The sequence below is a fragment of the Noviherbaspirillum massiliense JC206 genome (assembly GCF_000312045.1).
Lineage (GTDB): Bacteria > Pseudomonadota > Gammaproteobacteria > Burkholderiales > Burkholderiaceae_D > Noviherbaspirillum > Noviherbaspirillum massiliense.
In genome coordinates, this window is record NZ_HE978634.1 from 553,940 (window position 1) to 577,458 (window position 23,519).

Genomic DNA, 23,519 nt, shown 5'->3' on the forward strand with positions numbered 1-23,519 from the left:
CCCATGAGGGTGACGTGCCATGAGCTTCAGAATTGAGCAAGATACTTCGGCTCGTGATTCATTCGGGGAGTATCGGTACCGTATTTACAGCGGCGCCCGGCTAGTTGCCCACTACTGGCATGATTACCGTGGAGATGAGCACGGTATTGAATTCCTCAATGGTACAAGTGAGTCTTATCCAGTTGGTAGCATGGTTGAGTTCATTGAGGGCGGTGGGCCAAAGCCGCTAGTGCTCTCTGCACGAGCTATTGCCTACCTAGAAATGAAGGTCGCGTCGTAGTGCTCATGCAGGGGTTGAGCTGCGGCCTAACAAATCGTATATGGACTCCCCCGAAGTACAAGGGACTTATCGAAAGGGATGGCATGAGGGAGCAGCCTGCAGTCGGCTATACGGCACCTGAAGTGGACTTTGTGATGGTCAGTGCCAACATGAGATTCGTGTCGTTCTTGCGCTAGTCGCTAACAGGAGCCAACGCGGTAGATCTGACAATCGATACCGTCACTCTCCATCTGCTCGACACGCTGAACATGTTCTCTGCAATCAATGGGGGAAATGACCTCGGGCGAAGCTTTTGACCGCCATCTGCCAATGCGAGTGCACTGTCACATCAATCAAGGACGACAGACTGGCGTATATTCCTGCTCATGACGCGCCCTGTCATAGGAAGTCGCACTCAATCCGGCCCGGTATGGCAGCCGATATGGGTGTCCGACCGCGCCCGTCTTCTTAAATACTAGGCACTTCATCCCCATGCGCCTCTGGTCCTTGCATCCTTCCTACCTTGACCCGAAAGGGCTTGTTGCCCTGTGGCGCGAGGGCTTGCTCGCGCGCGCCGTGCTACGGGGCGAGACGCGCGGCTACCGGCATCACCCGCAGCTCGAGCGCTTCCGCGCGCACCCCGATCCAGTGCAGGCGATCAATGCCTATCTCTGCGCTGTCCATGCCGAAGCAAGCACTCGCGGCTACGCTTTTGACCGGAGCAAGATAGAGCCATGCGATGCGGTCAGTCCCATCGAAGTGACGACCGGCCAGCTGGCCTGCGAATGGGCTCACCTGCTTTCCAAGCTCGCCGTGCGCAGCCCCGAGTGTTACGCACGCCTTGCCACCCATGAAAATCCTTTGTGCCATCCGCTCTTTGTCATTCGGCCGGGCCCCGTGGAGCCATGGGAGCGGGCCCAAGCCGCACCTGGCGAATGAAGCGGGGCCACATGGAGAAGACATCCACTGACTGGAAGGAAGCATTCGCCGGCTTGCCCGCGATGCCGGCCATGTCGCTCCGGGGCGGCGACGCCGTGGATGAGTACGCGCCGGTCCCGCCTTATGATCCGGATGCGGATTGCCCCACCGGCGACTACTTCGAAAGGTATTTCTGGGAGCTGCCGCATCTGGATGCCGATTCCTGGCGATACTATCTGCCATTCCTTCTCGAGTATGCGCTGGAAAACATTGGAAATTCCGAGTCGAATGCTGTTGACGCGTTCCTGTTTTCACTTCGGCCACCGGATCGCGATCCTCCACGCTTCGGAGCACTTTCGCTGCAGCAGGATCAGGCTGTGGTAGCCGTCCTGGACCGGCTTGCCTTCGTTCCGGAATCCGTCTGGAAGGAGCCAGCGATGACGGCCCTAGAAGAGTATTGGGGGCCAGGGGCGATCCATCGGTAATTCGCGTAAGGCTTGGCAGTGGGTGTGCGGAAGTGCTGCATCGCTGCCAAGCGCTCTATCTGACGAGGATTCCTGAGCCGCGTCGGAAGCATGGAAGGTGTAGAGACCTGTCACTTAAAATAATCCATCTACATTCGCCGGCACATCCATGAAAGAAAATCATTCGAGCAAGACCGCGGAAGATGTGGCCCGGTTGCGAGCCGCCCATCAGCTTATGGATCATCCCCGGGTATTTGACGATCCGGTGGCGCTGCGCATCGCCGGTGCGGAGGCGTTTGCGGCGACTGTCGCCGACCGCCAGCAAGGCCGGGGCCGGACAGCAATACGCGCGCTGCGTGCGGCAGTCGTGGCGCGCAGTCGTTACGCCGAAGAGCAGCTCGCACGCGCTGTCGAGACCGGTGTGCGCCAGTACGTGATCCTCGGCGCCGGTCTCGATACTTTCGCCTATCGATGCGAATATGCCGGCTTGCATGTTTTCGAGGTCGATTATCCCGCCACGCAGGTTTGGAAAAGGAAGCGGCTTGCCGAGGCCGGAATTGAGCCTCCTCCATGCCTGCATTTCGTTCCCATTGACTTCGAAACACAATCCCTTTCAGGTGCGCTGCAAGACGCGGGACTCGATGCGAATCAGCCGGCTTTCTTTTCCTGGCTGGGCGTCACTCCCTATCTCAGTCGGGGAGCCATCATGGCGACGCTTGGTTTCATTGCCGCTTCCATGCAGCAGGGCAGCGCTGTGATCTTCGATTACATGGTTGCGCCGCATCTTCTCGATCCCGTCCGGCGGACCGCGTTCGAAGCCATGGCTTCGAGAGTCGCTGAACTGGGTGAGCCCTGGCGTGCTTCCTTCGAGCCTGCTGCGCTGGCGTCCGAACTAAAGGAAATCGGCTTTCCCGCCATTCGGGATATGGGGCCGGAGGAACTCAACGCGCTTTATTTCCGTGACCGCACGGACGGCCTGAGGGTAAGCGGAATGTCCCGCATCATGCTTGCAATGGTTTGAGGAGAATAGCGATGACAACGATGCAGTCCAGGGAAGAGGCGTTCCAGCAGGTGGCCAGAGAACTTGGCCACAGTTTTGATGGCGAAATGCGTACCGGCGGAAATTACGTGCCGGCGGTCGAGCATGGCGATGAAGTCTATGTGAGCGGCCAGATCCCGCGAGTCGGCGACATGGTCGTGGTCACCGGGCGGGTCGGGAAGGATGTCTCGCTGGAGCAGGGACGTCATGCAGCGAAAATCTGCGCCATGCGTGCGCTGGCAATTCTTCGCCAGACCCTTGGCAATCTCGATCGCATTCGCAAAGTGCTGCGCATCACGGTGTACGTGCAATGCGCGGAGGATTTTACCCAGCAAAGCGAAGTGGCCGATGGCGCCTCGGAAGTCCTGCATGCCGTTCTGTCGTCCGCAGGCCGGCCTACGAGAACGTCGGTGGGCGTCTATCAATTGCCGAAGAACGCGCCGGTCGAGATCGACATGATCGTCGCGGTCGATCCCGCACACGCAAGCAAGAGGTCTTAAACTTGCCGGGGATGTTGCAGGCATGTCACTTTCGCAAGCATGTTTCTGGCCAAGGCCATGTTGCCATGCCAGACTGTCGGCGCGCGACTTGCGCGAAGGACAACAAGGACATGTGGAGGCGCTATGGATGGTAAAGGATGGGGCTGGGTCGGCAAATATGTAATCGTGATTATTGCGGCGCTGCTGTTAGGTGTGGCCCTCGGCAATCTCGCCCTGTTCAAGAGTGCAACACTCGGCAATCCGCGGCTGACGGCAGCACGGCTGGCGGAATTCATTGCGCATATGGCGGCGCTCTCACTGCTGTGGTCGCTTGGCTGGCAGGCTGCGCAACAGATGCGCGATTCCAGCGAGCGCCTGAATGGGGTGGCAACGATCCTGGTGGCGCTCGTCAGCCTGTTGATCACGGCGACGGGCTACGTGGTTCTTGCCAACTTTATCGGTCCTTTCGTTTCCCGGGATGTGATGCAGATGGTGAACTGGCTGTTCATCCTCGGCGTGTTCGGTGCCGCCGCGTGGTTCATCTTCGCGCTGTTTGCAGGTGCCGATGATCTGATGGCTGCGGTACGTGATGCACTTGCCGGGAAAAGGGAGGTCTGAGGGAGGATTCCGGCGCCATGTGTAGAGGACGCCGGAGTCAGAACGTCATATCAAGGGCCGGCCTATTTTGAGGATCGTGCTGGCCTGGCAAGCGCCTTTCTTAACTCGGCATTCGCGCCGAACTGCTTCCTGAACTCGGCCAGGGCTGCAGGATACTGGTCAACCAGTTCCGCCTTGGTGACTTCGTTGAATTCATCCCGATGGAAACGCCAGGTGCCGACATAGATCGCCTTGTCGCCTGGACGAATGTCGAATTCGATCGGCACCGGTAACAGGATTTCATTGGTATTCACTTCCGAACGGTAGCGGTTGACGGTCCTGAGCTTGTAATACGTGTAGACCGAGCCGTAGACAATGTAGCGCTTGTCTTTCGGTATGGGGAAGAAATAGGTTTCTTCCAGCTGGGGATTGAAGGCTTCTCGCGTCGTTTCGGCTTCCGTCAGTTGATCCGACAGGAACAGCATCGCCCGGTTGCGATAGGCTTCCTTCACATTGAAAGGATCGACCGTGCCCATCTTCAGGTCCTGGTCCTTCGCCTGGATCTTGGGCAGCATTTCAATTTTTCCCACCACCATCACGCTGCCGGAATCCACTTCGCTCAGGCTGGTCGCACTCTTGTGCAGCGTGCCGCAACCGCCTAAAAGCAACGCCGAAGCAAGCAGAACAGGGCGGGCACACTGAATGAATCTGGATAGCATGGATGTCTCCTATTGAAGGGTGGCGAGCCGTTTCTTGGCGAGGTTGATCTGCCGCGTGTATTCGCGCATCTCGTCATCCGCCTCGAGTTCCTTGATGAGGCGTTGCAGCAGTTCCTTTTCCGAGGGTGCCTTGAGCGCTTTCATCTCGAACTGGCCCTGTTTCCAGAAGCCGCCCGCATGATCGACGTACTTGTAGGCACCCATGAAAAAAACGCCCGGCGTCTGAATGCGGATTGCGGTTTCGTTCCTGCCCTTGGTGCCGAAGAGGTATTCATGGTCACGCCTTGTCAGGAAGCTTCCTCCCCGCCCGCCGAATTTCTCGACCTGATAGGCACCGGGCTCGATGCCGATATGCCAGAACAGGCCATCCTTCGCGGGCACGTTGTACCAGCCGGCTTGCCCGCCATACTTTTTGATCGACACCCATTCCAGGCTCGATGGCGCATCTGTCATGTCGACGTAGCCGTACACCAGCGACAGAGTTTCATCTTTCGGATCGACCGCCGGTCCCGCGCATCCGGCGAGAACGATGATGAAGCTCACGAGCGCAATCCGCCATTTGTGAAACGCCATGCTTTTCCTCCCGGGTTGAAAAAACCTGCAGCACGTTCCTGAACATGGTGCCCGGAGGATGAAAGTCCTTGTTGATTCGTGTTTGCACGGGCAGGTGGAGCGTTTAATATAGGCAACTATTTTGCCGCCACGGTGCCAATTCGCCAAGTGTCCGCTTCGGAAGGGTGGCCGCCCGCAGCACCAACTGGAAACCTCCATGATGAAAAAAACGATCGCAATTCCGCAGGCAATTCTCTGCATGGCAGGTCTGCTGAGCTCGGCCGCGGCTCACGCGGAGGCGCTGCCGCTGTGGGAGCTCGGCCTTGGTGTCGCCGGCATCAGCCTGCCGGATTACCGCGGCTCCGACGAGAGGAGCACCTATGTATTGCCTGCGCCGTATTTCGTCTACCGGGGCAAACTCCTCAAGGCCGACCGCAATGGCGTACGCAGTATGTTGTTCGATAGCGACAGGGTGGACATTACTCTCGGTCTGAATGCAACCCTGCCGGTGAACAGCCGGAACAATGCGGCGCGTGCCGGCATGGAGAACCTCAAGCCTTCGATCGAGGTTGGTCCGACGATGAGCGTCAACCTGTGGAAGTCGTCCAACGAGAAAATGAAGCTGGATTTCCGCGCACCATTGCGGACGGCGATCACCGTGGAGTCTTCACCCAGACAGATAGGCTGGCTGTTTTCACCCAATCTGAACCTGGACGTGCGGGACCCGGCCGGTTTCTCGGGATGGAATCTCGGGCTGCTTGGCGGGATATTGGTCAATTCGCGCAAGAACAACGCTTATTTTTATTCGGTCGACTCCGCTGAGGCCACCGCGACCCGGCCTGCCTATGCCGCGCCGGGCGGCTATGCCGGTTCGCAATTCACCATGGCCTTGTCGAAGCGCTTCCCGCGCTACTGGGTGGGCGGCTTCGTGCGCTACGACAGTCTCGCCGGCGCGGTATTCGAGGACAGTCCGCTGGTGAAGAAGCGCAGCTCGGTATGGGCAGGGTTTGCGATTTCCTGGATCTTCAGCGAATCTTCGAGGATGGTGACGGCCGAGGATTGATTGGAGCGAAGGGCAATTTTCCGGATTCGCTTTGAACACGGACAGGTCACACCAGCTGACAGACAAGACATATCCGTCAACTTGATGCGCGGGAGAACAGCCATGAAGCCATTCAGTGGAAACGCCCCTCTGGCCTGGGTCGCCGCCCTTGGCGCCCTGATGGCCGTATTGTGGCCGTATTTTTCGGCGTCACCGTTGCCACTCCCGGGTTTGCGCAATCTTTCCGCGCCGCTGATCGGCTGGCCTCTGGCAGCCGTCAGCTTTGCGATGGCGGCATGGTTGTCACTGCCCGCCTGGCAGTCCCGGGACAGGCTGCTGATCTGCGCCGGGTTCTCGCTCTGCCTTTGCTTCGTGGTCGCGTTGTACGCATCCATGGTGGCTGCATGCATCTTCGCGTTTATCGGGAAGAACATCATTTACGAGCAGCGGCGCACCTGAAGATGCAGCCGAGCCGAGCTTCGCGCCATCCTGAACCAGGGGCCATGCGCCATCGGGGCCGAATCACCAGCTGGAATGATGCGCGCGGCTTCGGTTTCATCACCCCGGACGATGGCGGTGCCCGGGTATTCCTTCACATCAAGGCCTTTTCAAAGGCAACGCGCCGCCCGGCTGGAAATGAAAGAGTGGTTTATGCACTTGCGCGTGACGGCAAGCGCGGGCCGAGTGCAGCGAGCGCCGCGTTTGCAGGCGCCCATCCTGCGCGCAGAGGAGGCGCCGGGGCGGGCGGCATTGCGGCTGCCTCCGCTTTCCTGTTCCTTCTTGCGATTTCAATTGCGGCATGGGCAGGCAAGCTGCCGATGCAAGTCCCGGTCCTGTATTGGGGCGCAAGCCTGCTGGCCTTTGCAGCCTACCTGGTCGACAAATCGGCGGCGCGGAGCGGCCGCTGGCGGACCAGGGAATCCAGTCTGCATCTGTGTGCGCTCGTCGGCGGCTGGGCCGGCGCACTGCTCGCGCAGCAGACGCTTCGCCACAAGTCCCGCAAGCAGTCATTCCAGTCGGTATTCTGGGTGACCGTTATCGCCAATCTGGGCATGCTGGGGCTGTACATATCACCGAGTTGCCGGCATGCCTTGGGTGTGGCGCTCGGGTGGACGATTAAAGGGTAAGATGTTTTCGAAGGTTTGCGCGTTCATGCATGCATGGCCCCGCATGGCGCGTGCAATGCCTGGCGCACTGTTCAATAATAAGGATCAGAGATTGATTTCAGAAGCTTGCGGATTACTGCGAATATTCATCGCTAAGGCATGCAGAACGGTGGCAATACTCATGCTGACCAGCGGCATGATGTCAGCCCATGCGGCAAATGATCGCATCATCCGCATCGACAGACCGGGCAAGGCACCGCTGCTTTACCTGGCGACTGGCGCGGAAGGGCAGGCGCCCCAAGTGGGCGTGATCCTGTTCGTAGGAAGCGAAGGCGTCATCGATCTGGCAAACAAGGGCATCCCCCAGCCTGGGCATAATTTTCTGCTGCGCGCGCGCGCCGTGTTTGCCGAGCGTGGGCTGGCCGTGGCAAGTTTCGATCCGAGCGCCGACAGTGCGCCGCTGTCGGACGGCGTGCGCATGTCCAATCTGCATGCGGAAGAAGTGCGGCAGGTCTTGTCGGATTTCAAGGACAGGTTTGGGTTGAAACAGGTGTATCTGGTTGGAACCAGCCGCGGCACCATTTCAGCGGCACATCTCGCCGTTTACTTCGGCAAGGAAATCAGTGGCGTCGTGCTGACGTCGACGGTCTTCGTCAGCAGTCGCACCGGCCCCGGGCTCGCCAGTTTCGATTTCGACCAGATACCGGTTCCGCTGCTGTTCGTGCATCATGGCCACGATGCCTGCAGGGTGACACCGCCCGACGGCGCCCGCAGGATGAGTGATCGATTTCCCGTGGTATTCATTGAAGGCGGCGATTGGCAGCGGGGTGATACCTGCGGTCCGTTCGGCCCGCATGGTTTCCTGGGGCGGGAGCGGGAAACGGTGGAAGTCATCAGCGACTGGATTCTCTGGAGGAAGTTGGGCAACGGGAGCGCGCCGGATGCTCCCAAGGTTGAATGATGCCGGGAATTTCCTCCTGCTTGCCTTGGAGGACGATCTGCTTGTCCGTCTTTTATTGAAGCGAAACTAACAGCCTTGCCGGACGTCGAACACCGAAACAAGCATTCTTTCTTTTCGGTACGGCGAGCATGTCCGCACAAGACCATCCTTTCAAAACTACTTCGCTCGCAACCGGCCTGCTGCAGCCGGGCCATAACTGTTGGCGCATCGAGCATGCCCAGCGCTTCAGCCTGCTGATTGACGCAGATGCCTATTTCCGTGCGGTACGTGCTGCAATTCGTGCCGCGCGGCACAGCGTGTTCATCCTGAGCTGGGATATCGACAGCCGCATGCTGCTGGTGCCGGAAGGCGCAAACGACGGCTATCCCGAACCGCTCGGGGAATTCCTGCATGCCGTGGCGACAGAGCGTCCTGACTTGAGCATCTACGTCCTTAATTGGGATTTCGCGGTGCTGTACGCCTTGGAGCGGGAATGGCTTGCTGCCTACAAGCTGGGCTGGCAAACCAGCCGCAATCTTTTTTTCCATATGGACGCCCGCCATCCGATCGGCGGTTCCCATCATCAGAAAGTGGTGGTGGTAGATGATGCGCTTGCTTTTGTAGGCGGATTGGATCTCACGCGTTGCAGATGGGACACGCCGGATCATGCCTGCCATATGCCCTTGCGTCGCGATATCGACGGCAAGCCGCATGCTCCGTTCCACGATGTCCAGGCCATGGTGGACGGCGATGCCGCGCGTGCATTGGGCGAACTGGTTCGTCTGCGCTGGGAGCGCGCTACCGGGCGCAAGCCGGCAAGTTGTTGCAGCGAAGGATACGACCCCTGGCCGTCAGACGTCGCTCCGGACTTGACCGACATCGATATCGCCATCTCCCGTACAGAGCCCGCTTTCGAGGGCGAGGCGGGAGTGCATGAGGTGCGTCAATTGCACCTTGATGCGATTGCTGCTGCGAAGCGCTACATGTTCTTCGAGAACCAGTATTTCACCTCCGTATTGATCGGGAATGCGCTCGTTGGCCGCCTGGCCGAACTGGACGGTCCGGAAGTCGCGGTGATTTCCCCGCAGACGCAAAGCGGCTGGCTGGAGCAGGTGACGATGGGCGTGTTGCGGGGGCGACTGCACCGGCGCCTGAAAGCGGCGGACATGCATGACCGCTACCGGATGTACTGTCCGCATATTCCGGGCCTGGAAGAGCGCTGCCTGAATGTGCACAGCAAGGTGTTTGCAATCGACGAGGACCTGTTCTGCGTCGGTTCCGCCAACCTCTCCAACCGCTCTTTGGCACTGGACACTGAATGCAATCTGGTGATCGAGGCGAGCGGCAGTGAAGAAGAAAAGGCGCGCATCCGCAGCGCGATTGCCCGTTTGCGTAATCGCCTGCTGGCCGAGCATCTCGACACCACACCGGAAGTCGTCGATGCGGAACTTCGCCAGTGCGGAAGCCTGCTTGAGACGATCGCAGCGTTGCACAAACCGGGCCGCTCGATGCACCTGCTCGATCCCGTGGTGACGCCGGAGCTGGATGCGCTGATTCCCGAACAGGCGGTATTCGATCCGGAAAAACCGATCGATCCGGAAGAACTGGTGGCGCAGTATGTGCCGCACGAGGCCCAAAAGCCAGTGCCGCGTCGTCTGATCGGCCTTGGCATTGTGGCGATCGCGCTCGCTGCGCTGGCAATCGCCTGGCGCTGGAGCCCGCTGCGGGAATGGATCAATCTCGCAACCCTGGTCAACTTCGCACACCACCTGGAAGGCTTGCCTTTCACGCCGCTTGCCATCATCGGCAGCTATGTAGTGGCGGGCTTGCTGGTGGTGCCGGTCATGCTGCTGATCGCGGTCACCGGCATCGTTTTCGGCCCGGTCGTGGGTGCGGCCTATGCAATTGCCGGCACACTCCTGAGTGCCGCCGTTACTTATGGACTTGGCCGGTGGCTGGGGCGCGAAACTGTCCAGCGAATGGTGGGGCCGCGCGTCAATCGCCTCAGTAAGCGCATTGCCAGGCAAGGCATTGTCGCCATGGTGATCATTCGCATGTTGCCGATCGCGCCCTTCAGTGTAGTCAATGTAGTCGCCGGCGCTTCCCATATCCGCTTTCGGGATTACATGATCGGCACCTTGATCGGCATGCTGCCCGGCATAGGCATGACGGTCACCTTCGTGCATCACCTGGTGGAAGCGGTACGCAATCCGAGTCCGGGAACCGTCGCCGTTCTGGCTTTGGTGGTGGTTCTGATCATCGGGCTGGCGATGGCACTTCAGCGTTTTCTCAGGAGGAAAGGAGAGCCTGCGGCGTAATGGATTCGCTGATCGATGTGGCGCCCTCGCCCCTGAAGACGGCGCTGGACCTCAACCCCTGGCCGCTCACGGTCGCCACCTACAATATCCATGGAGCGGTAGGTGTTGATCGTCGTTTTTCGCCGGAACGGGTTGCCGAGGTGCTGCGCGAAATGCGCGCCGATGTGGTTGCGATGCAGGAAGTGCCACTGGGCGGCAGTAAAACGCCTAATGTGCTAGCAATGCTGGAAGAAGCCACCGGCATGATCGGGGCGGCGGGTCCGGCTTTGAAGCTGCCTCACAAGATTTACGGTAACGCAGTGCTGAGCCGCTATCCGATCACGTCGGCACGTACCATCGATCTGTCATTCGGCAGCCGCGAGCCGCGTGGTGCGCTCGATGCCGACCTGAGTTGTCATGGCCATCCCTTGCGCATCATCGCGACTCACCTCGGTCTGCGTCCGGCGGAGCGGCGCGATCAGATACGGCGTCTGCTGCAGGTATTCGACACCGAGGAAATGCCGGTGATCCTCCTGGGCGACATCAACGAGTGGTTCGTCTGGGGCCGGCCCTTGCGCTGGCTGACTTCGCATTTCGAGTCGGTGCCGGCGCCGGTCACCTTTCCCTCACGCCTGCCGATGTTCGCGCTGGACCGCATCTGGATCCGGCCGCGTCATCGCCTGGTGCATGTAGAAGTGCATTCGACATCCCTGGCGCGGCGCGCGTCCGATCACTTGCCCCTGATCGCGCATATCGACGGGTGAGGGCGGGCACAAAACGACAACGCCATGCAATTGCCGGTTATGAAGGCTGGCGCAATCCTGGGCGATATTGCAATCGCCCGGGCCGGTACGCGGGAGGAAGGGCAGTTGAAGAGCGGGTTCAATGATCTTTTTTTCCGGGGCAGGAAATGAAAACGGGCCGCAAGCGGCCCGTATCATCAAGCACTGACGCGAAAATTACTTGCGAGCGCGACCGGCGCTTGCAGTTTTTTCAGCGGCTTGCGCGAACTGGTTCACGGCCGAGGTCAAGTTTGCTTCCATGACTTCCGCAGCCTGCTTGGTGGTCTTGCTGAATTGCTCGTAGCCGGCGTTGGCATTGCCAAGCGCAGACTTGACGATGGCGATAACGTTTTCGGAGCCGGCCGGCGCATTCTTCGACACATCGTCTACCAGCGCATTGACCTTGCGGCTGGTTTCGGCAACCTGCTCTTCAGTGGCACGGGCCAGTTCTGCCTGCACATTGCTGGCGATGCTGAACAGGTGACGGCCATAGGCGATCACTTTCGCGGTATTCGGCTGTGCCTGCGCTGCAGTCAGCGTGAAGAATTCCTGCGCATCTTTTGCTGCCAGGAGCTGACGAGTCACGGCAGCGGAATCTTCCAGCGATGCCTTGGCGGCGGTGATGTTCAGGTCGACCACCTTTTCCACGCTTTCAAATGCCTTGCTGGTTAAGGTAGTGAAAAAGGAAAGCTGAGCTTCGAGATTGGTTTTGGTCGCGGACGACAGCTGTTCGGGTAGGGCAAACATGAAATTCTCCTGAAGTAGATCGCAATGAAAGGGAAGTGCGCCTCTTATTGTGCGCTGCAACAAATCCTATTTTAAGGGCTGAATTGATGAAGTCAAGGGTTTTTTGGTGCGCCGCACAAAATATTTGAGAATTTTTTAAGTGCGCACCCATCGGAACGGAGAAAAGCTTTCTTCTTGTAAATAAAAGAAGCTCTCCTGACCGCGAATTCGAAGCATCGCATCGGAATTGGATTGGCAGAGTGCCATGCAAGCGCTGTGGATTTGCTGAGCCAGATCAAGCTTTTTCAACGGCATTTCCTGTTGCATGCTGAAAGACAAGAGAAGCCGTCTGCACATGACACCGTGACACTTCGGCTCCCGATGCCTCCTGCAGTGTGGTGATGAAGAGTCAGATGCAGCAGTTTCAAGGGCTGGGAGAGCTGAAAACCGGATTTCTTGCTGCATAATGTGCTCCATTTTTCTGACTACTCTTTGCCGCATGGCCAAGAAGGAACACATTTCTGAAACCCCGGCGACGCAATTGCTGCGCAGGCAAGGCATTGCCTTCTCCGAGCATCCTTACGAATATGAAGAGCATGGCGGTACCGCGGTGTCGGCGCGTGAGCTCGGGGTCGACGAGCATCATGTCATCAAGACCCTGGTCATGCAGGATGAAGCTGCCAAGCCACTTGTGGTGCTGATGCATGGTGACCGCAAGGTATCGACCAAGAACCTGGCACGCCAGATCGGCTGCAAGTCGGTCGAGCCGTGCAAGCCGGAAGTCGCAAACCGGCATTCCGGCTATCTGGTGGGCGGCACTTCCCCGTTCGGCACCAAGAAAAACATGCCGGTCTATGTCGAGGAGAGTATTCTTGCGCTCGACAAAATCTATATCAATGGCGGCAGGCGCGGCTATCTGGTTGGCATTGACCCAAGGGTGCTCACGGCGCTGTTGAACGCCAAGCCTGTCCACTGCGCCTTGCAGGAGTGACCGAAAGGGAACAGCGTCGCATGGGACCCGCAAGCGGCAAGAAGTGCGCAGTCCGCCACCATCCAATCCTGGGAGAGAATGATGAACATGGTTTTATTTACCGTCGCAGCCTATCTGATCGGCTCGATTTCGTTTGCCGTCGTAGTGAGCGGCCTGTTCGGGCTGGCTGACCCGCGCACCTATGGATCCAAGAATCCGGGCGCGACCAATGTTCTGCGAAGCGGCAACAAGAAAGCCGCGGCGCTGACGCTGCTGGGAGATGGCTTCAAGGGCTGGCTTGCGGTGTGGCTTGCGCAGAAATACGGGCCGCAATACGGTATTGACGACACCGGCATTGCACTGGTTGCCATCGCCGTATTTGTCGGGCATTTATGGCCGGTGTTCTTCCGTTTTGTCGGCGGCAAGGGTGTAGCGACTGCCCTGGGCGTGCTGCTTGGCTTGAACGGCTGGCTGGGACTGGCGACGCTCGTGACCTGGCTGGTCGTGGCCTACGCATTCCGCTATTCGTCGCTGGCGGCGCTGGTGGCCAGCATCTTCGCGCCGTTCTACTACGGACTGCTGTTTGGTACGGACGTGAAATTGCTTGCCGTCCTGCTCATGAGTGGCCTGCTGGTGTATCGCCACCGCGCCAATATTGCCAACCTGATGGCCGGCAAGGAAAGCCGCATCGGCAGCAAGAAGAAGTAAGAACGAAGAACGGCCGTCTTCAGGCAGCTTTCAATTCTTCCAGTGGCCAGCGCGGCCGCACGTTGAACGCATAATCGCGCACCGCCGCCTGTGGATTGAGCTGCAGGCGCATCGCGCCGGCGAACGCAATCATCGCGCCGTTGTCCGTGCAGAACTGCAGTTCCGGATAGAAGACCCGGAAATTTTTTTCACTGCGGCGGCATTCAGGGCCTCGCGCAGCTGGCGGTTCGCGCCGACGCCGCCCGCAATCACCAGCCTTTTCAAGCCGGTCTGCTTCAGCGCAGCCAGGCATTTCGCCAGCAGCACATCGACAATGGCCTCGACGAAGGCGCGCGCGAGATTGGCCTTGTCCTGCTCGCAGATATTCGTGACCTGGCTTTTCACCACGGTCAGCACTGCGGTTTTCAATCCCGAGAAGCTGAAATTCAGATCCTTGGAGTGCAGCATCGGCCGCGGCAATTTGTAGACATTGGCATCGCCGAATTCCGCCAGCCGGGAAATCGCCGGGCCACCCGGATAGCCGAGACCGAGCAGCTTGGCCGACTTGTCGAATGCCTCGCCTGCCGCATCGTCCAGGGTCTCGCCGAGCAAGGTGTATTGGCCCACGCCATCGACCCGCATCAATTGCGTATGGCCGCCCGAGATCAGCAGTGCCACGAAGGGGAATTGCGGCGGGTCGCTTGCCAGTAGCGGTGAAAGCAGGTGGCCTTCGAGGTGATGTACGCCCAGCACCGGCTTGTCCAGCGCCAGGCCGAGCCCGCAGGCGATCGAAGCGCCCACCAGCAGCGCGCCGGCCAAACCCGGTCCTTGTGTATAGGCGATGGCGTCGATGGCGGACCGCGGGAGGGCGGCGTCTTTCAATACCTGTTCCAGCAGTGGTATCGCGCGCCGTACGTGATCGCGCGAAGCCAGTTCCGGCACGACTCCACCATACTCTTCATGCATTGCGACCTGCGAATGGAGCGCATGCGCGAGCAAGCCGCGCTGCGTGTCATACAGGGCGAGGCCGGTTTCATCACAGGAGGATTCGACACCAAGGACAATCATGGGCAATCAGGGGAGGGCTTATATCACGAAGCGCCATTGTAAAGGAAAGCATATTGATGCGACGTCGGTGGAAGCATGGCTGGCGGCGCAGCACGCCTGCAGGTTTGTCAATGCTGCAAATTCATCGTGCCATTTGAATGCGAGGCCGCGCGGAAGAGGGAGGAGAAACCAGTAAAACAGCAGTGGGGCATGGAAGGGAAATTGCGGACAAGCTGGCCTGCTCATTGCCGGCGGCCCGACAGGAATGTCGGCCTTACATTGTCAGCCCGGCAAGGCGGCCAGCAGTTCGCGCAGCAGGCTTGAGTAATGGGCCAGCGCCTCGTGCCATGAGTCGAAATGAAAAGCCGTCTCGCCGAGCGCGACCGTAAAGCCCAGGAACATGCCTGTAATGATTCCGCCAGCCGCCGAAAAAAGTCCTGCCGCAATGCCGCGCCACATGAAACTCCAGGCCACACCAATAAACTTCACCGTAGGCAGAGCGCTTATCCGAGAGATCGTTGCTGTATTCATGGCCTTCCGCTCCCTTGCATAATTCGCGCTCACTTGTTTGTCGACCAAACGCCATGTCGCGGGGCAATTGTCCAAACCGTTTTGCTCTTATGCATTAAACCTCAGGCCACTTCTTTAGCCCATACCATGAACATGGGAGGGTTCGAAGAGCACGCACAAGGGCAGGGGCATATCCAGCAAGTGCACTCCGCTGCATCTTGGCAGCAGTCGTTCTTGCACGAGCCCCGGTTGTATAATCCCGCGGCTTGCCCGCAGAGAGGCTGGCCAGCGCAATCACGGCAAGCATTGCGTATCGTATCCGCCCCAATTAGCAGCTTCCGGTCCGCTGCATCGAATAGCCGAGGCTGAAAGTGATGCGAGAAATGCCCGAGTTGAAAGTTCATAGTACCCTTTAGCCTATGGACTCTTCATACTCAAGCGAAAAATTTTCTGCCGCACCTTTTATCAAGGAAATCGGGCGCGGCAAGAAGGGCGCGCGCAGCATGTCGCGCGACGATTCGCGGCAGCTATATGCTGCGATGCTCGATGGTCGCGTATCGGACCTGGAGCTGGGCGCCGTCATCCTGGCACTGCGCATCAAGGGTGAGTCCGTCGATGAAATTGCCGGATTTCTCGACGCCGCCGAAGCTTCGTTCGATCCGATCCCTTCACCACCAGGTGAATACGCGCCGGTCGTCATTCCCAGCTACAACGGCTCGCGCAAGCTAGCCAATCTCACGCCGCTCCTGGCCATCCTGCTGGCAAGGCAAGGCGTGCCGGTGCTGGTACATGGTGTGACACGCGACCCGGGACGCGTGACTACGGCGGAAATTTTTCAGGAACTCGGAATTCCTTTTTCACAAGACCGGCAGCAACCGGCGGACCAGTTTGCATCCCGCTTGCCGGCCTTCATGCCGATCGAGTCACTGGCACCGCGTCTGGCACGCCTGCTGGAACTACGGCGTGTGCTTGGCGTGCGCAATTCGACCCACACGCTGGTAAAGATCATGCAACCCTTTGCAGGACCTGCACTGCGTCTTGTCTCTTACACCCATCCGGAATACCTGGCCATGCTGACCAGTTATTTCACGACTGCCGCACCGGCCGAACGCGGCGATGCCTTCCTGATGCGTGGCACTGAAGGTGAAGTTGTTGCCAACAGCAGGCGGGCGCAACAGATTGAATGGTTCCATGGTGGTGTACGCACGGTGGTGGTCGAAAAGCAGGAGCCGGTGGATGAGTTGCCATCCTCGCCCCAAGACCGCGATGCAAGCGGCACTGCGCAATGGATTTGCTCGGTCTTGAATGGAAAGGAGCCGATTCCGGAGGCGATCGCAGAGCAGGTCCGGCACTGCCTGGACGTATCGCGGCGTCTCCGTGCAAATACGCTTGTACGTCATGCGAATGATAATCACCGAAGCTGATTGCAGCCGTGGCGCATTTGACCCGAGACTTGATGTCTGCTAACTTGCGCGACTTGAATAACAAAATTTAAAGCCAGAAAGTGCTTCCAACAGGAAATATTTTTTGGAACTTTTTATTCTTCCTGCTGACGAAGTAGTGCAGTCAAGAAACGTCGCGATAAAAACAAATTAGCGACCGTGCCGTAACAGGGACGTCTCATTTCACGCCTTGCTTGCCTCTGCAAGCTTTCCAAATTAAGGGGGATCCATGCCTTGGAGTCTTCCGCCTTTTGACCTAATGCAGTCCATTCAATGGAATGCGCTGCTGTTGTTCGGCAGCCTGCTGCTGCTCGGTCTGGTAGGCGGCCATATCGTTTCGAAAATTTCCTGGATACCACGCATCACCGGTTATCTGCTGGTCGGCTTTGCGCTGGGCGCGGGCGGACTGGACTGGCTGTCGGGAGATGTGCTGACGGTGGCTCGCATCTTTGGCGACATCGCGATTGCACTTGTCGTGTATCAGCTTGGACGGTATGTGGACATTGGCTGGCTGCGTTACGAGAAATGGCTGGTGGCGACCGTGCTCACCGGCTCCGCGCTGTGTTTCGGCCTGGTCTGGACCGGGCTGGAGTGGCTCGGTATTCCGCGTTCCGTAGCAATGCTGGCGGGCGTGTTCGCCATTGGGACCGCGCCCGCGGTCGTCACGGTCGTGATCCGCGATCTCGACGCCGAAGGCCATGTGACACGCCGGCTGGCGGCCATGACAGCCTTGAACAACCTGGTGGCCTTGCTGATTGCCTATGTGCTCCTGCCTGTGGTCGCGTCGGAAGATGCGGCTCCGATCGAGACCCTGATCGGTGACACGCTGTATGTACTCGGCGGTTCGCTGCTGCTTGCCTATCTGACTTATCGTCTGATGATGCCGCTGGCACGCCTTCTGGGACGCGAGCGCAGCCGGCAATTCGTGCTTGTCATTGCCATCATCACACTTGCGATAGGCGCGGCTTATGCATTGAAATTGCCGGTGTTGCTGACAATGCTGGCGTTCGCGATCCTGTCCAAGAACCTGGATGTGCAATATGACGTGATGGAACTCGAATTCGGTGTTGCAACCGAGCTGTTCATCGTGATGCTGTTTGTCACCATCGGCGCATCGATCCGCCTGCCCGCTCTGCTGTCGATCGGTATGCCGGTGGCACTGCTGATTGGCGCACGCCTGCTTGCCATGACGATCAGCATTTTCGTGTTTGCCCGCCCGGCGAAACTGAAATGGCGTCAAGCCGGCCTGCTTACGCTCGGCACGCTGCCGATGGCGGAAGCCGGCCTGGGGTTCGTGCAGTTTTCATCGCTTTATCCGCAAACTATCGCGGCAGTGGCGCCGGTACTGGCGGGCAGCCTGATCGTGCTAGAACTGCTCGGCCCGATCGCCACGCAATTTGCCCTGATCAAGTCGGGCGAGGGCGGCCACCGCTAAGACGGCTGTTTGGGCCGATCTTGAAGAATCAAGGAGAATTGGATGAGTATCTTGCCCTTTGGCTCATCGACGCCTTACACCATGGGCATTGAGCTGGAACTGCAACTGGTCAACCGTCGCAATTACAATCTGGCGACCGATGCGGTCGATCTCTTGACCTGGATTGAGCCACGCGATTTGCAAAAGCAGATCAAGCTCGAAATGACGCAAGGCATGATCGAGCTGAATTCCGGCGTGCATACCCGGGTCGACGAACTGGTGGAAGAGCTGAAGGACATCCGCTCCGCGCTCATCCGCGGCGCGCAGCATCTGAACATCGACGTCGCCGGCGGCGGCGCACACCCTTTCCAGAACTGGAGCGAACAGCGGATCACGCCGAGCGAGCGTTTTCATTTTCTGCATGAAAAGTACGGTTATCTTGCCAAGACCTTTACCGTCTTTGGCCAGCATATCCATGTGGGCGTTGCCAATGGCGATGACGCCTTGTACCTGACGCATGGCTTTTCACGTTTCGTGCCGCACTTCATCGCACTCTCGGCTGCCTCGCCGTTCTATCAGGGCGTCGATACCGCCTTCGATTCCTCCCGCAGCAATGTGGTGCGTGCCTTTCCCTTGTCCGGAACCGCGCCGGTGCTGACGCGCTGGAGTGATTTCGAAGCCTACTACGATGAATTGTGCAAGCTCGGCATCATTGCCAGCATGAAGGATTTTTACTGGGATATCCGTCCCAAGCCGGAGTACGGCACAGTGGAAATCCGCGTCTGCGATACGCCGCTGACGCTGGAGCATGCGGCGCTGCTCGGCTGTTATGCGCAGTTGCTGGCGCGCTGGCTGTTGAGCGAGCGTCCGCTGGAAATCAATGACAAGTTTTACCTGCTGTACCAATACAACCGCTTCGAGGCGAGCCGTTACGGGCTGAATGGGCACATTGCCCAGCATGGCGATGAAAAGCATTGCGACTCGATCAAGCAGTCGATCTTCGTCAGCATACTGGACCGCCTGCATGACCTGAAGCGCTTTGCACAGAACGAGGCAGAAGAGCAGGCACTCAAGCGTCTGCGCCATCTCGCCTACGAACGCCAGAACGATGCTGCCTGGCTGCGCAAGACATACAAGCAGCGCGGCTCGCTCAATGATGTGATGCGGTTGTCATCCGAATTGTGGATGAAGCATACTTCGCCCCCGGGATTTCATTAACCGAGGGCATGGCTTGAGACAATTCCTTTTCCGCTTGCCGCAAGTCGCGTCAGTGCGTCAGGCTGATTCATGACAAAACAATTCGATGTGGCGGTCATCGGCGCAGGCGCGGCTGGCATGATGTGCGCCGCCGTGGCAGGCCAGCGCGGAAAGAAAGTCGTGCTGATTGACCATGCCTCTAAGTTGGGTGAAAAGATCCGCATCTCCGGTGGCGGACGCTGCAATTTCACCAATCTGCGCGCTGGTCCGGAAAACTACCTCTCGCAAAATCCGCATTTCTGCCGAAGCGCCTTGTCGCGCTACACGTCGCAGGATTTCATCGACCTGGTCAAGCGCTACCGGATCGGCTTTCATGAAAAGCACAAGGGCCAGCTGTTCTGCGATGACTCGGCCGAACAAATCATCGCCATGCTGAAAGCCGAGTGCGATTCCGGTGGCGTTGAATGGCGCATGCCTTGCAAGGTGGCGGCGATCGGCAGGAATGGTGAAGCTTTCCGGATCGAAACGGAAGCCGGAGAAATCCTGGCCAACAGCGTGGTGATTGCCACCGGCGGCTTGTCGATACCCAAGATTGGTGCAACGGATTTCGCGTTTCGCATCGCCCGGCAATTCGGGCTGAAAGTGGTAGAGCCGCGCCCGGCGCTGGTGCCGCTGACTTTCGATTCTGCTGGCTGGAGCTCCTTTCTGCCGCTGGCCGGGATCGCGTTGTCGGTGGAAATTGCGGCTGGCGAGAAGAAGGCACGCGGCTTCTTTCGTGAAGACCTGTTATTCACCCACCGCGGCCTATCCGGGCCCGCCGTACTGCAGATCTCGAGCTTCTGGCGAGAGGCGGCTGCATTGAGCATCAATCTCGTGCCGGATGTCGATGTTGCCGAATCACTTGTCGCGGGAAAAAACTCGATCAAAAAGAATCTGGGTAATGTATTGGCGCAATGGCTCCCGGCGCGCCTGGCGGAAGGCTGGCTGCTCGCCAACGGATTCAATGCCGACGCAAAGGTCGCAGAGCTGCCGGACAAGCAATTGCGCAAACTGGGCGAGTCGCTGAACCGCTGGACTATCACGCCAAACGGCTCGGAAGGCTATCGCAAGGCGGAAGTCACGCTGGGCGGCGTAGACACCAGCGAATTGTCCCAGCAAAGCCTGATGTGTACCAGGATCCCGGGATTGCATTTCATTGGAGAAGCGGTGGATGTCACAGGCTGGCTGGGCGGCTATAACTTCCAGTGGGCATGGGCTTCCGGAGTCGCCGCCGGGCGTTCAATTTGATCCAGATCAGGATTGCTGCGCCAGACGCAAAAAAGGGTGGGTTAGTCGTACTTTTCTTTGCGAAGTGAAGCTGTTATAATCCACGTCTTTCCTTAAAAAACTTAATTTAAGTTTACATGACCACCATTCGCCTTAAAGAAAACGAGCCTTTCGAAGTTGCAATGCGTCGCTTCAAGCGCACTATCGAGAAAACCGGCCTGCTGACCGAGTTGCGTGCGCGCGAGTTTTACGAGAAGCCGACTGCAGAGCGCAAGCGCAAGCTCGCCGCTGCCGTAAAGCGCCACTACAAGCGCATCCGCAGCCAGCAATTGCCGAAAAAGATGTACTGATTTTCTGCCGCACACCGTGCGGCATGGCGCAAACCCGCTCCGGTGTTGGTCCGCAGCGGGTTTTGGCGTTTATGGTCAAGCCTGTTTGAAAGAATTGGTGCATCCAGGCAAGACTGGCTGGATTTTGTCGGAATTGGAGATCAAATGAGCCTGAAAGAACAAATCACGGAAGACATGAAGGCGGCGATGCGTGCCAAGGACACTGCCAGGTTGGGTACCATCCGGTTGCTGACTGCGGCAATGAAGCAAAAGGAAGTGGACGAGCGCATCGAACTGAACGACAGCCAGATTCTTGCCATCATCGAAAAGATGATCAAGCAGCGCAAGGATTCCATCAGCCAGTTCGAGGCGGGCGGGCGCCAGGATCTTGCCGATAACGAAAAAGCCGAAGTCGCTGTCTTGTCGACGTACATGCCTGCAGCCTTGTCGGATGCCGAAGTGCAATCGGAAGTGGAAGCCGCTGTCGCCGCCACTGGAGCCAAAGGTCCGCAAGACATGGGCAAGGTCATGGCGGTTCTGAAATCCAAGCTCGCAGGCCGCGCCGACATGACGGCGGTATCCGGGATGGTAAAGGCGGCATTGGCCAAGGCCTGATGTGACTGTGGCTGTTTAAAAGCAGCCATTCATCTCCATCTTCTTTTTGTTCGCGGGGCTTGCGTGAAGCCAGCTCCCACCAGTTTCACAAACTGCTTCCCAGGAACTTGTTGGCGCGCCACTGACAATCGTGATTCCACAATCTTTCATTCAGGACTTGCTCAACCGGCTCGATATCGTCGAGATAGTCGGACGTTATGTGCAACTGAAGAAAGGTGGCGCCAACTACATGGGCTTGTGCCCGTTCCACAACGAAAAATCCCCCAGCTTTACCGTTAGCCCGACCAAGCAGTTCTATCATTGCTTCGGTTGTGGCGCCCATGGCACAGCCATTGGTTTCCTGATCGAGTATTCCGGTCTCGGCTTTGTCGAGGCGGTCAAAGACCTTGCCCAAAGCGTCGGCATGACAGTGCCGGAGCAGGACCGGCTGCCGCCTGCTCAGCGGGCTGAAGCGCAAGCCAGAAGCCTTGCCTTGTCTGATGTGATGTCGCGAGCATGCGACTTCTACCGGCAAAAGCTTCGCGGCGAGCAACGCGCGATTGCCTACCTTAAAGGGCGTGGACTGACCGGCGAAATAGCGGCCAAGTTTGGCCTCGGTTTTGCGCCCGATTCCTGGGATGGCTTGCGCGCCGTGTTTCCCGATTACGAAGCTTCCGAGCTGGTCGAGTCCGGGCTGGTGATTGCCAAGGACGAGGATGAGGGCGGGCCGCGCAAGCGCTATGACCGGTTCCGCGACCGCATTATGTTTCCGATCCGGAATACCAAAGGCCAGGTCATTGGCTTCGGCGGACGCGTCATTGATGCCGGCGAACCGAAATACTTGAATTCACCCGAGACGCCCTTATTTCAGAAGGGTAATGAGTTGTACGGCCTGTTTGAGGCGCGTCAGGCGATTCGGGATGCCGGCTATGCGCTGGTGACCGAGGGCTACATGGATGTGGTCGCACTCGCGCAACTCGGGTTTCCGCAAGCGGTCGCCACACTCGGGACGGCCTGCACTGCGACTCACGTGCAAAAGCTGCTGCGGCAAACCGATCATGTGGTTTTCAGCTTCGATGGCGATGCAGCCGGGCGCCGAGCGGCGCGGCGGGCATTGGATGCCTGCCTGCCTTTTGCAACGGACAACAAGATTCTCAAGTTCCTGTTCTTGCCGCCGGAGCATGATCCGGACAGCTATATCCGGGAACTGGGTGCGCAGGCTTTTGAGAAGCAGGTGAATGACGCGATGCCTCTTTCGCAATTCCTGCTGAACGAAGTGGTTGCGAACGAAGATTTGAAGACATCCGAGGGCAGGGCTCGCGCGCAGTTCAATGCAAAGTCTCTGCTGCAGGCAATGCCGCCGTCAGCGTTGCGCCTGCAGATTGTCCGCAGTTTGGCTCAGTTGACGCAGACGACGCCGGCCGAGATCGAGGCCTTGTTCGAGCTGGCACAACCGGTGGCGCGGGCGAGGATTGCTCCGCCACGGGCAAAGCGCAGTCCGCCGATGGGCTTGGAAAGGCAGATGATGCGCATCCTGGTTGCGCATCCGACACTGGTGGCTGAGCTGGATGAGGCTGCCATGACAGCAGCGGCACATCTTGCGCCGGACAATGCATCGATGCTGATCCAGCTGACCGACGCCTGCAAGGCGCTGGGACCTCAAGCGAATTTCGCGGCCCTCGCGGAGCAGCTGCGCGTCTTGGGAACGGATTTCGAGCCCCTGATCGCGGAAATAGCCGCAGAACCCGAGTCCGACCCGGAAGCCGCTCGGGCCGAACTTGCCGGGGCGGTACGGCAGACTAAAATACAGGTGTTAAAAGCCGAGATGGATCAATTAGTTACGACTGGTCTGCAAACAGAAGAGGCGCGAGCCCGTTACCGGGAGCTCGCCCAGCAGCAGGAGCAACTCCGTCGGCAAGCTGAGGTCGAAAGCACATTGCGCTGATTTGCGCCAGTGCATGGCGCCGTTGGGCTGGAGCAATGTTGTTCCTTGTGGTACAATTAAAAGCTTTTGATTCAAGGCCTTAGGGTAGTTCGTTAGGCGTGTCGGATTCCAATCGAAAAGATAAAAATAACAACGGAATGAATAGCGCTTGGGCGGATGCCAAGCCAGTGAAGCGTACGTAAATTAACCCGGCTCCCA

24 protein-coding genes and 1 pseudogene are annotated in these 23,519 nt (G+C 58.5%); 20 read left to right on the plus strand and 5 right to left on the minus strand.

The features are described from left to right. Positions 1-751: 751 nt before the first annotated feature. The 5 genes from HGHM_RS02775 (at position 752) to HGHM_RS02795 (ending at position 3,777) form a co-directional block, all read left to right on the plus strand. Entirely contained in the window at positions 752-1,198 is a 447-nt protein-coding gene (locus HGHM_RS02775) for a pyrimidine dimer DNA glycosylase/endonuclease V (protein WP_019139978.1), read from the plus strand. An 11-nt stretch (positions 1,199-1,209) separates the two neighbouring features. Beyond that, positions 1,210-1,662, plus strand: coding sequence for a DUF6714 family protein (locus HGHM_RS20440; RefSeq protein ID WP_019139979.1), 453 nt, complete (start codon positions 1,210-1,212; stop codon positions 1,660-1,662). A 148-nt stretch (positions 1,663-1,810) separates the two neighbouring features. Beyond that, positions 1,811-2,662, plus strand: a complete 852-nt coding sequence (locus HGHM_RS02785; RefSeq protein ID WP_019139980.1) for a class I SAM-dependent methyltransferase — start codon at positions 1,811-1,813, stop codon at positions 2,660-2,662. Positions 2,663-2,673: 11 nt separating this feature from the next. Continuing rightward, the gene (locus tag HGHM_RS02790; RefSeq protein ID WP_019139981.1) at positions 2,674-3,180 is read left to right on the plus strand and encodes a RidA family protein; all 507 of its coding nucleotides are present in this window, start codon (positions 2,674-2,676) and stop codon (positions 3,178-3,180) included. A gap of 123 nt (positions 3,181-3,303) precedes the next feature. Further along, on the plus strand, positions 3,304-3,777 hold the full coding sequence (locus HGHM_RS02795) for a hypothetical protein (RefSeq protein WP_019139982.1): 474 nt from the start codon (positions 3,304-3,306) through the stop codon (positions 3,775-3,777). 62 nt (positions 3,778-3,839) lie between these two features. Here the strand turns inward: HGHM_RS02795 and HGHM_RS02800 are convergent, their stop codons facing one another. Beyond that, complete coding sequence (locus HGHM_RS02800) at positions 3,840-4,475, minus strand: hypothetical protein (RefSeq protein ID WP_019139983.1); 636 nt, start codon at positions 4,473-4,475, stop codon at positions 3,840-3,842. Positions 4,476-4,484: 9 nt separating this feature from the next. After that, positions 4,485-5,048 (minus strand): hypothetical protein, encoded by a 564-nt coding sequence (locus HGHM_RS02805; protein WP_019139984.1) that lies wholly within the window; start codon positions 5,046-5,048, stop codon positions 4,485-4,487. A gap of 196 nt (positions 5,049-5,244) precedes the next feature. On the opposite strand from HGHM_RS02805, the gene HGHM_RS02810 reads away from it, so the two are divergent. The 6 genes from HGHM_RS02810 to HGHM_RS02835 all read left to right on the plus strand — a co-directional run bounded on the left by HGHM_RS02810 (position 5,245) and on the right by HGHM_RS02835 (position 11,176). After that, positions 5,245-6,090, plus strand: coding sequence for a MipA/OmpV family protein (locus HGHM_RS02810; protein WP_019139985.1), 846 nt, complete (start codon positions 5,245-5,247; stop codon positions 6,088-6,090). A gap of 102 nt (positions 6,091-6,192) precedes the next feature. Continuing rightward, positions 6,193-6,528, plus strand: coding sequence for a hypothetical protein (locus HGHM_RS02815; protein WP_019139986.1), 336 nt, complete (start codon positions 6,193-6,195; stop codon positions 6,526-6,528). Between the two features lie 44 nt (positions 6,529-6,572). Beyond that, positions 6,573-7,196, plus strand: coding sequence for a DUF1294 domain-containing protein (locus HGHM_RS02820; protein ID WP_019139987.1), 624 nt, complete (start codon positions 6,573-6,575; stop codon positions 7,194-7,196). A 148-nt stretch (positions 7,197-7,344) separates the two neighbouring features. Next, complete coding sequence (locus HGHM_RS02825) at positions 7,345-8,136, plus strand: alpha/beta hydrolase (protein WP_148415316.1); 792 nt, start codon at positions 7,345-7,347, stop codon at positions 8,134-8,136. 128 nt (positions 8,137-8,264) lie between these two features. Then, positions 8,265-10,433: a VTT domain-containing protein gene (locus HGHM_RS20445; RefSeq protein ID WP_019139989.1), complete on the plus strand. Its 2,169-nt coding sequence runs from the start codon at positions 8,265-8,267 to the stop codon at positions 10,431-10,433. Then, positions 10,433-11,176 (plus strand): endonuclease/exonuclease/phosphatase family protein, encoded by a 744-nt coding sequence (locus HGHM_RS02835; protein ID WP_019139990.1) that lies wholly within the window; start codon positions 10,433-10,435, stop codon positions 11,174-11,176. The genes HGHM_RS20445 and HGHM_RS02835 overlap by 1 nt, the downstream gene beginning before the upstream one ends. 195 nt (positions 11,177-11,371) lie before the next feature. On the opposite strand, the gene phaP is transcribed toward HGHM_RS02835, so the two are convergent. After that, on the minus strand, positions 11,372-11,941 hold the full coding sequence (phaP, locus tag HGHM_RS02845) for a TIGR01841 family phasin (RefSeq protein WP_019139992.1): 570 nt from the start codon (positions 11,939-11,941) through the stop codon (positions 11,372-11,374). A 478-nt stretch (positions 11,942-12,419) separates the two neighbouring features. Here phaP and ybaK point away from each other — a divergent pair, with 478 nt between their 5' ends. Both ybaK and plsY read left to right on the plus strand, forming a co-directional pair. Next, positions 12,420-12,911: a Cys-tRNA(Pro) deacylase gene (gene ybaK, locus HGHM_RS02855; protein ID WP_019139994.1), complete on the plus strand. Its 492-nt coding sequence runs from the start codon at positions 12,420-12,422 to the stop codon at positions 12,909-12,911. A gap of 81 nt (positions 12,912-12,992) precedes the next feature. Beyond that, positions 12,993-13,598, plus strand: a complete 606-nt coding sequence (gene plsY / locus HGHM_RS02860; RefSeq protein WP_026075645.1) for a glycerol-3-phosphate 1-O-acyltransferase PlsY — start codon at positions 12,993-12,995, stop codon at positions 13,596-13,598. Between the two features lie 19 nt (positions 13,599-13,617). Here plsY and tsaD read toward each other — a convergent pair. Both tsaD and HGHM_RS23020 read right to left on the minus strand, forming a co-directional pair. Beyond that, positions 13,618-14,645, minus strand: a pseudogene (tsaD, locus tag HGHM_RS20450) (tRNA (adenosine(37)-N6)-threonylcarbamoyltransferase complex transferase subunit TsaD). A gap of 261 nt (positions 14,646-14,906) precedes the next feature. Next, positions 14,907-15,155, minus strand: coding sequence for a hypothetical protein (locus tag HGHM_RS23020; protein WP_148415318.1), 249 nt, complete (start codon positions 15,153-15,155; stop codon positions 14,907-14,909). 398 nt (positions 15,156-15,553) lie between these two features. On the opposite strand from HGHM_RS23020, the gene ybiB reads away from it, so the two are divergent. The 7 genes from ybiB (at position 15,554) to dnaG (ending at position 23,321) form a co-directional block, all read left to right on the plus strand. Beyond that, positions 15,554-16,558 (plus strand): DNA-binding protein YbiB, encoded by a 1,005-nt coding sequence (gene ybiB / locus HGHM_RS02875; RefSeq protein ID WP_019139997.1) that lies wholly within the window; start codon positions 15,554-15,556, stop codon positions 16,556-16,558. Positions 16,559-16,805: 247 nt separating this feature from the next. Beyond that, positions 16,806-18,011: a cation:proton antiporter gene (locus HGHM_RS02880; protein WP_026075646.1), complete on the plus strand. Its 1,206-nt coding sequence runs from the start codon at positions 16,806-16,808 to the stop codon at positions 18,009-18,011. 42 nt (positions 18,012-18,053) lie between these two features. Further along, a complete protein-coding gene (locus HGHM_RS02885) occupies positions 18,054-19,208 on the plus strand; it encodes a YbdK family carboxylate-amine ligase (RefSeq protein ID WP_081583515.1) in 1,155 nt (384 codons plus the stop codon). A 69-nt stretch (positions 19,209-19,277) separates the two neighbouring features. Further along, positions 19,278-20,474, plus strand: a complete 1,197-nt coding sequence (locus HGHM_RS02890) for a BaiN/RdsA family NAD(P)/FAD-dependent oxidoreductase (RefSeq protein WP_019140000.1) — start codon at positions 19,278-19,280, stop codon at positions 20,472-20,474. 116 nt (positions 20,475-20,590) lie between these two features. Continuing rightward, entirely contained in the window at positions 20,591-20,803 is a 213-nt protein-coding gene (rpsU, locus tag HGHM_RS02895) for a 30S ribosomal protein S21 (RefSeq protein ID WP_005877634.1), read from the plus strand. A 144-nt stretch (positions 20,804-20,947) separates the two neighbouring features. Continuing rightward, a complete protein-coding gene (locus HGHM_RS02900) occupies positions 20,948-21,397 on the plus strand; it encodes a GatB/YqeY domain-containing protein (RefSeq protein WP_019140001.1) in 450 nt (149 codons plus the stop codon). Positions 21,398-21,527: 130 nt separating this feature from the next. Continuing rightward, the gene (gene dnaG / locus HGHM_RS02905; protein ID WP_019140002.1) at positions 21,528-23,321 is read left to right on the plus strand and encodes a DNA primase; all 1,794 of its coding nucleotides are present in this window, start codon (positions 21,528-21,530) and stop codon (positions 23,319-23,321) included. Positions 23,322-23,519 lie beyond the last annotated feature (198 nt).